This is a genomic window from Microcoleus sp. Pol12B4, assembly GCF_036701385.1.
In the GTDB taxonomy this organism is placed as follows: Bacteria; Cyanobacteriota; Cyanobacteriia; order Cyanobacteriales; family Microcoleaceae; genus Microcoleus.
This window is the reverse complement of sequence record NZ_JAUBQR010000225.1, coordinates 1-8,334: the sequence shown is the minus strand read 5'-3', so window position 1 is coordinate 8,334 and position 8,334 is coordinate 1. Positions and strand designations below refer to the sequence as shown.

Sequence of the window (8,334 nt, the reverse complement as noted above, 5' to 3'; positions counted from 1 at the left end):
TGCGGTCTAAAATTTGACCGCGATTGGCTGGGACTGAAACAGGGCGAATGCGGTTATTTTCCGCCCGCTGTCGGTTGTAGGCTCCCTGTACCAGTTGCAGTTCGGCTAGACGAAATATCGGTAGCGTCACCAAGGTAGTGACGAACAGCATAAAAATCATAACTTGGAGCGATCGGCTGCGTTGCCGTGCAGGATTGTCCAAGCCATTTTTGTCGAATCGGATTTTAGAGTTAAAAGAAAAATCGCCAGCCATATTAATTAATCTGCTCTTTTTATTCAACTAACAGGTTGATACGGTTCCCATCCGGATGATTTGGCAGAGGGTACAGGGATTATAACTTCTAACTCTTTAGTAACAGACATAAATTCTATCGATTGGCAGATGAATCAGCCGGAGTTGTTGACTAAATTAGACATTAAATATCAGGTTTTTCTGACAATTCAACTGTTAAGGATGTAGGGGCGCTGTGGAACCGATCGATTTTTTGATTGCTTGGCTCGTGACGGGCAGCAGCTTGCTGCTAATTTCTCAACTGCCGATCGGCGTAGAAATTGACCGCACACCGAAAGCAGTAATTTCCGCTGCGGTTTTGGGAATGTTGAATGTTTTAATTTTGCCAATTCTGAAAGCAGTTTTTTTCGTGCCGAACCTACTGACGCTGGGATTGCTTTCCGGCGTGTTTGCTTTTGTAATGAACGTGATTGTTTTTGCCTCGGCTGCGAAGTTAGTTGAAGGATTTAGTTTGCGGATGGGCCTTTGGAGCGCGGTACTGGGGGCGATCGCCTTGGCTGTAGTTAGCAGCTTTATCAATGGCGCACTGATTTAGCAACTTCCCCGGATAAAGGGCGATTGAAATCGCCCGATATTTCCCATCCTTAGCTGGCGCGTTTCCTGTGCCTACAAGCGATTGAAATCACCGAATATTTCTTCTCCCTTCTTCCTTCAATCCGTTACATCAGTTAAACAATCCGTTGCCGAACATCCGTTACATCCGTTACATCCATTAAACAATCCGTTGCCGAACATCCGTTACATCCGTTAAACAATGCGTTGCCGAACTTACTTCCCCATCAGCGACTTATAGGCTGTCACTTTAAGATCGATCCCAGTAATATCTGTCCCGACAACAACAGCCGCCGCTCCTAAATCCAAGGCTTTTTTAGCCATTTCCGGCCCCGATATCCCGCCTTCGCAGATAACGGGAACCTTAAGCTTTTCTACCATTTCCGCAAGCAAATCAAATCCCGGCGGCGAAAAATTTTCCGTCTGGGCAGTATAGCCAAAAAGAGTAGTTGCTACAGTATCTGCACCAGCTTCGGTTGCCGCGATCGCAGCTTCTATTGTATCTACATCCGCCATCACTAATTTGCCCAATTCACTGTGAATTCGCCCGATTAATCTCTTTAAGTCTTCGCCGTCAGCAGGACGGTTTCTCAGAGTAGCATCAACGGCGATAATATCGGCTCCCGAAGTGGCGATCGCCTGCGCGTCTTCAAACCGAGGAGTAATGTAAATCTCGCATCCCGGCAATTGCTGCTTCCAAATCCCAATTATGGGAGCAGATATCTGTTTTCGCACCGCTGCAATGTGAGCCGGAGTGTCAATCCGCACGCCCGATGCACCTCGATTGATGGCGGTTCGAGCCATTGCCGCAATTACGATCGGAGCGTGCAGCGGCGAATCAGCAGGTGCTTGACAAGAAACAATTAATCCTGTAGGAATTTGACAATTAATCATGGCGAATTGGGGATGGGGAATTGGTAATTGGGAATTACAAATTATACCAGTTCAAAAAAAAGAATGTAACTGTAGACCATATCCCAACCCATATCCAATAAGTCATTCCAAAATCTAAAATCTAAAATCTAAAATTGCATTACCCATTACCAATCCCAGCCATTAAAGAAATAATTTTGTCCAGCAATTGCTCAGGGTGAATCGGTTTAGCCAAACAATCGTTAGCTCCGGCAGTCACGAAAGATATCTGCTCGGGCGGAATTTCATTAGCGCTTAAAGCTAGAATCTTGATATTTTCAGTAGCGCGTTTTTGGCGCAGTTGGTCAATTATTTCGCAGCCATTCATACCGGGCAAACGCATATCGACAATCACAGCATTCGGTTGCAAAAGTTCAATTTGTTCCACCGCCGCCGAACCTTCAATCATCCAGACCACTTGCAGTCCTGCGGCTGTCAGGATATCGCAAATCAGCATGGCAGTTTCTTCATCTTCTTCGACGAGCACGAGACTGCCGCGCAAGGAGGAAGAATACAGCGGTAAAGATGAATTAGATTTTTCATAGGTTAATTTTGTGGAGTCATCTTTGGTTAGAGTTTGGATGGGTATAAAAACGGTAAAAGTAGATCCGACATCAACTTTAGAGTTGACTTCGATCGCGCCACCGTGAAGCTCTACTAACTGTTTAGTTAAAGCCAATCCCAGACCGGTGCCACCGTATTCGCGGCGGTAGGGGGAATCCAACTGCTGGAATTTTTGAAACAAAAGCGATCGCTGATTCTCGGGAATTCCAATGCCAGTATCTTTGATTTGAAAAACAGCGGTACTGCCAGCAGGTGCAGTACCGGGCTGCCGCACTGCCGACATTCGATTTTTATCTTCTGTTACCCAAACTCGCAGGATGACTCGCCCGCCTTGGGGAGTAAACTTAATCGCATTTCCTAAAAGATTGAAGAGAATTTGTCTTAAGCGACGCGGGTCAGCAATGAAGCGATCGCACTCTTGTTTTATCCGCTGTTCTTGCAGCAGTTCCACGCCTTTAGCGGCAGCTTTTTCTTTGAGGGCGTGCAGGCTCTGAGAAGCTAATTTAGAAAGTGAAAATTCACTATTTTTTAATATTGCTTTTCCCGCTTCTACTTGTGATAAATCTAAAATATCGTTAATTAATTCTAATAAGTGGTCGCCGCTGTCTCGGATAGTTTGCAGGTACTGTCGCTGCTTTTGCACCGGCACTTCTTTACTGCCAACTTTGCCGTAAGACCACCGCAGCAGCGTGTCGGAAATGCCGATGACGCAGGTGAGAGGAGTCCGCAATTCGTGGCTCATAGCTGCTAAAAATTCGCTCTTGGCGAGGCTGGCAGACTGGGCTGCGACCAGTGCATCGCGCAGTTCTTGCGTTCGCTCTATTACGCGCTGTTCTGAGGTGCGCTTTTGCTGCTGGACTTGTGCATAAAGTTCGGCTTGGTAAATGGCGATCGCCAAATGTTCTGCTATTTGTCGCAAAAATGTTTTTTTGCTTTCTTCCCACTCCCGAAAAGTACACTGGTGGGCAATTAGCAGCCCCCACAAGTCGTCTTGAACTACGATCGGCACTAGCAACTTCGCCCGCACCTTCGCCCGCCGCATCAACTCTAAAAAACAAGGCTGCGAAGAGTAAGTTGTTTCCACATCCGCAACGCACAAAGCCAAACCTTTGCGATATTTCTCTCGGTCAATGACTCCATTGGTAAAACACTGCGCGTCTTCACTAAAATTCAATACAGACGAGATAGCATCGTTGGCTAAGGCTTCGTAGGTAATGCGACCTACATACAAGTAAGACCCGGAATTTTCTTGGATTTCACCAGACCCAGAAACGGCTGCAGGTATTTCTTTAGCTAACTCGCCATTGTGCGGCGCTGGTACTTTTTCAAATTGATAAATTAACAGGCGATCGACCTCCAAAAACTCTCGCACTCGCTCGACTGCTTTTGACAAAATTACAGGCAATTCCAAACTCTGACGGATTTGAGTTGTCACCTGATTCAAAAGTCGCTCTTGTTCAAGCTGCTGCTGCAAAGCATCTTCTACTGGCTGACAAAATGAAATGCAGGGACTGACAATTTGTAATTGATTGACGGCTTCGGGAATCTGGCTCTGTATCGTTTCTGGAGCTATAACTTTGGGCGCGGATTTTCCCTCTCTTTCTATTTTGCTGTGTAGGGGCAGGCGATTATTTGGGCTGGCATTTGCAGCGAGAATATCCAGCAAATTTAGGGTGAATTCGCTTTGAAGAACGGCCGAGTTGGTCTGTATATTTTTAATTGCTTGTTTGAGGGCGCGAATGTCAATTTTCCACGAGGGTGCACCCGTTATTTCTGCGAGTTTGTCTGCGAGGGGAGACAGGAAATTGGCGATCGCCCCGGGGTCAAAAGTCAACTGCACATTCAATTGCGAATGGAGATTTTTTTCGCTGTGCTTGTGTCCGTTTGTTGCGAACTCATCTAATAGATTACCCCGCAGCAGCGCGCTAAAATGCTCTGATACCACTGCTGCAAACCTTTCCGACGAATTTTCCAGATTTTGAGAATCAGCGATCGCATCGTCGGTGAGCCAAATCGCCCCTGGGATTTCAGCCATTTGCTGTAACAACTGGTAAGCAGCCTCAAAGGTTGCTAGCGGCAAAGTCCGATTTAAGGTTTTTGGTTTCAATCTAGATATTTTCCCGGTTGTTTTAAAGAACAAAATATGAATGCCCCTGTTGTGACGACGGAACCTGGGGTACAGCAGGCGCGGCCGCTCCAACAGACTTGAGATGACAGTAGTCAGAAAGTAGTTAATAGAAGGCCTCGGAGCCAGAGAGCTAATTTCTCCCTATAGTTCTCATCTTTCTTCTGGGCGAGTGACCCGCGCTCCAGCGCTTTAGGAGCGCGAAAGCGGTAGGAGGAAACGGGGGGAAGGGATACGGCTGTATAATCGATCGCTTCTGGTTGTGTTTGTGAACCGGGTTGTTGATGGAAACTAAGCAATTCCACTCCCATTGCTGGGGTGAAGTTAGCACGCGCCTTTGTTTTCTGAGCTGATTCCCCTAATGGCACGTCCTTAACCCAAATAAAAATGTTTAACCCTTAACGACAGAACAGGGAACTAGCTACGCATCCGCTTGGTGTCATTACTCAAAAAACCTAGACATCAAAGGTCTCAGGGTGGTCAACTGAAAATGAAGTTTTAGGCCCCAAGCCCAGTCACTTCCGTGCTGGGTCGTTGACTACTTTCAACAATCTTATTCCAGTATAATATTAATATATAATTTGTTAACTTGTACTTAACACTATCCGGGTAAATGAGCAATCCAACTCAACTCACCCCCGATTTCACGATCGGACATCTGCCGTGTCACGACTTCCAAGTGAGCGCTGCAACTCTAGGACAGGTAGTGGCTGAAAGATTTGAGCAAGAACCCGACCTGCCGGGAGTCATTATTACTCATGAATCACAGGTATTGGGCATGATTTCTCGCGTCAAATTTCGAGAGCAAATGAGTTTTCCCGATCGCGTAGAACTTTACGGGTCACACCCGATTCGAGCCTTGTTAGATTTTATTAGAATTCCGCCTTTGCTGCTTTCGGAAAACTGGAAAGTTGATGATGCCGTCCAAGCGTCTTTCAACAGGCACAAAGACTTGATTCATGAACCGATTATTGTGGTAATGGAAGACCAAAGCCACCGCCTTTTGGACGTTCATACTCTGGTGATTGCCCAGTCCAAACTGTTAGCGCAAGCTAACAAAATTATTCAAAAATACCGAGTAGAAAGACACAAGTATTTGGCGCTAATTCAACAAGAGCAGGCTAAGTTTAACGAATGTAATGAGCTTTTGAAAATCCACCAACGTCAAGCAGAAAAGTTTCATACCCATCCTAGTTCCCAGCAAGTGGCACTGGTCAAACAAGCTGAAGAAATTGCTCAAATGAATCAGCGATTTGTGAGAATTGCGAAACTGATTTCTTCGGAAGGTCGCCAAGCGTTTCAAGCTACTTTTCAAGGGGCTAATTCTATTTGCAACAATACAGATAAAATTTTAGGCGTCGGCAAAGCAATAGCTAATGATTTAGAAACGGTTAACCGCACTTCCCGAACCATCCGGGAGGCGATCGAACAAGTCAGGTATTTAGCAGTACAGGTGGCTGTAGTTACCAATCAAATGGGAAGTCAGCCCAGCGGTCTGAGCAAAGTGAGTCTAGAAATTGGCAGACTGGCAAGTAAAACTTTTGAATTGGGGACTCAAATGGAGCAAATTGCCAGCCGGTTTAAACTTCGAGTTCACGAACTCACGGAGGCAGCAAGAGCGGGTGCTAATGTGGCTAAATCCGTGACGATCAAGATCGATCGCGCAGAAATGGCTCTGCTAGAGTTGGAAGAATTAATAGCGGAAAAAAATTTCAATTCATTGACCGCTATCCAAGAACCTTTGGGAGTCATAAAAAGTGTTACCACTGATTCTTTAGTTCAAGAGATAGAACACGCCGAAGTAGCAGTTTCCGAGTTGGAAGACGTAGTTAAACATCAAGATTCCTCGCAATATCTGATTCAAAAAATTCAGCAGGCGCTGAAGTCCAAAAAGCCATAAAATCCCAGCCCGAATCTAATGAAATATTACCAGAGGAAAACACATAAAATCAAAATAATAATTTACAATTATTCTATTTCAAGAATACTATTTGTTATACTGAAGGTGGGGACTTGTTAAATTCATTTGTAGAAAGGCTATTTAATTAGCCCCAAAAACCGACAAAAATTTCCAATAATAGTTGGAAGGACAGGTGACGTTTATGAAAATCCTGCTGGTAGAAGATGACACAGTTACAGTCAGTTTGCTGACTCAAGCGCTGGAGTCTCACAATTACAATGTGAATGCGGCAGCCGACGGTGAAACAGCGTTGCATTTGGTGCAGGCATACGATTACGACCTGATTGTTTTGGATGTGCTGATTCCTAAACTCGACGGCATTAGTTTGTGTCGAAAATTGCGATCGTCCGGCTGCCAAATGCCGATTTTACTGCTGACAGCGCTAGATAGCAGCAACGATCGAGTCCAAGGTTTAGAGGCGGGTGCAGACGATTATGTGGTCAAACCCTTTAATCTTGAAGAATTAATCGCTCGAATTCGGGCTTTGCTGCGCCGGGGTAAGGCAACTTTGTCGAGTACAAATTTAACCTGGGAAAAACTGCAAGTCAACCCGGACACTACGGAAGTAACTTATGCCGAAAAAGTGCTGCACTTGACTCCCAAAGAGTACAATTTGCTAGAACTTTTCCTGAGAAATCCTCGGCGCATTTTCAGTCGCAGCGCCATCCTCGATCGCATTTGGTCGGCCGGCGAATTTCCTCAAGAAGAAGCCGTTACTGCTCACATCAAGGGGCTGCGGCAGAAGCTGAAAGCAGCCGGGATGACAGTAGATTTAGTGGAAACCGTATACGGATTGGGCTATCGGCTCAAAAGTCTGCCGGAGGAGATTGAGAGCCAACAAGTTGGGCAGGAAACGGCAGAAACTGCTAAAACTCAAGAGACTTTATCTACTGAATCCAACGGGTCGAGCCAGGAATTAAATAAAGACGAGCGCCGTCTCAAAGTCTTGAATGCGATTGCCCAAATGCGGGGAAATTTAAAAGCTAATTTTATAGAAAAGGTGGCGATATTCGATCGCGCGATCGCTCAACTGAACAACGGAAGCTTGGAAGGCGAACTGCGCGAGGCAGCCCAGACCCAAGCTCACAAATTAGTCGGTTCTTTGGGAACGTTAGGCCTGCCAAAAGGTTCGGAAGTTGCGCGCCAGATAGAACATTTGTTCAAGGCTGAAAACATCTTGAAACCGGGGACGGCTCAGCAGATTGAGGGATTTCTGCATCAGCTCAAACAGATATTCGATCACCCGTCACTCGAACCAGAAGGCGATTTGGTTCCTGAAGTTTCCCAAAAGCGCCGAATGCTGATTGTTGATGATGATAATTTTGGGAGCGATCAACTCAAAACAGTAGCATCCGGTTCCGACTTCCTGATAGAAGTCGCTAACTCTCCGCAAGCGGCAAGAAATGCAATTTCTCAACAGCCTCCCGACGCGATTTTGCTGGATTTGACATTTTCCCGATCTCAGGAAAACGGACTTTCTCTCCTAGCCGAACTCCGCAGTGAAAAGCCCGAAATTCCAGTGATGGTTTTTAGCGGACACAATCAATTGAGCGATCGAATAGAAGTTGCTCGTTTGGGAGCTTCCGGCTTTTTGCACAAATCTATCCCCCCAGCAGATATACTCAAAGCAGTCGCCCAACTACTCGACCAGACTGGCCCTGCTGAAGCAAAAGTTATGGTGGTAGACGATGACGTGCAACTCTTGGCTGCACTGCAAGTGATTCTACAACCTTGGGGATTTCAAGTAACAACATTGGATGATCCCGAAAAGTTCTGGGAGGTACTCGAAACAACTTGTCCGGATTTGCTAATTTTAGATGTGGAGATGCCAGGTTACAGCGGTATCGAGCTGTGTTTGGCAGTTCGCAACGATTTGCGCTGGAGCAAGCTCCCCGTGCTATTTTTGACAGCTCATTCCGAGTCGGAAAT

Annotated in this window: 5 protein-coding genes and 1 pseudogene; 3 read left to right on the top strand and 3 right to left on the bottom strand. The window is 46.0% G+C overall.

Annotation, left to right across the window (positions count from 1 at the left end; all coding sequences use genetic code 11):
• A pseudogene (locus QUA38_RS23840) lies at positions 1 to 253 on the bottom strand (penicillin-binding protein 2); the annotation flags it as partial.
• Between the two features lie 214 nt (positions 254 to 467).
• On the opposite strand from QUA38_RS23840, the gene QUA38_RS23835 reads away from it, so the two are divergent.
• On the top strand, positions 468 to 827 hold the full coding sequence (locus tag QUA38_RS23835; RefSeq protein ID WP_333166263.1) for a phage holin family protein: 360 nt from the start codon (positions 468 to 470) through the stop codon (positions 825 to 827).
• 233 nt (positions 828 to 1,060) lie between these two features.
• Here the strand turns inward: QUA38_RS23835 and QUA38_RS23830 are convergent, their stop codons facing one another.
• Both QUA38_RS23830 and QUA38_RS23825 read right to left on the bottom strand, forming a co-directional pair.
• Complete coding sequence (locus tag QUA38_RS23830; RefSeq protein ID WP_333166260.1) at positions 1,061 to 1,738, bottom strand: N-acetylmannosamine-6-phosphate 2-epimerase; 678 nt, start codon at positions 1,736 to 1,738, stop codon at positions 1,061 to 1,063.
• Positions 1,739 to 1,877: 139 nt separating this feature from the next.
• Positions 1,878 to 4,427: an ATP-binding protein gene (locus QUA38_RS23825; RefSeq protein ID WP_333166257.1), complete on the bottom strand. Its 2,550-nt coding sequence runs from the start codon at positions 4,425 to 4,427 to the stop codon at positions 1,878 to 1,880.
• Positions 4,428 to 5,058: 631 nt separating this feature from the next.
• Here QUA38_RS23825 and QUA38_RS23820 point away from each other — a divergent pair.
• Together QUA38_RS23820 and QUA38_RS23815 are read left to right on the top strand one after the other, a co-directional pair.
• On the top strand, positions 5,059 to 6,345 hold the full coding sequence (locus QUA38_RS23820) for a chemotaxis protein (protein ID WP_333166254.1): 1,287 nt from the start codon (positions 5,059 to 5,061) through the stop codon (positions 6,343 to 6,345).
• Between the two features lie 202 nt (positions 6,346 to 6,547).
• The coding region (locus tag QUA38_RS23815; protein WP_333166252.1) for a response regulator at positions 6,548 to 8,334 on the top strand (1,787 nt) is incomplete at its 3' end.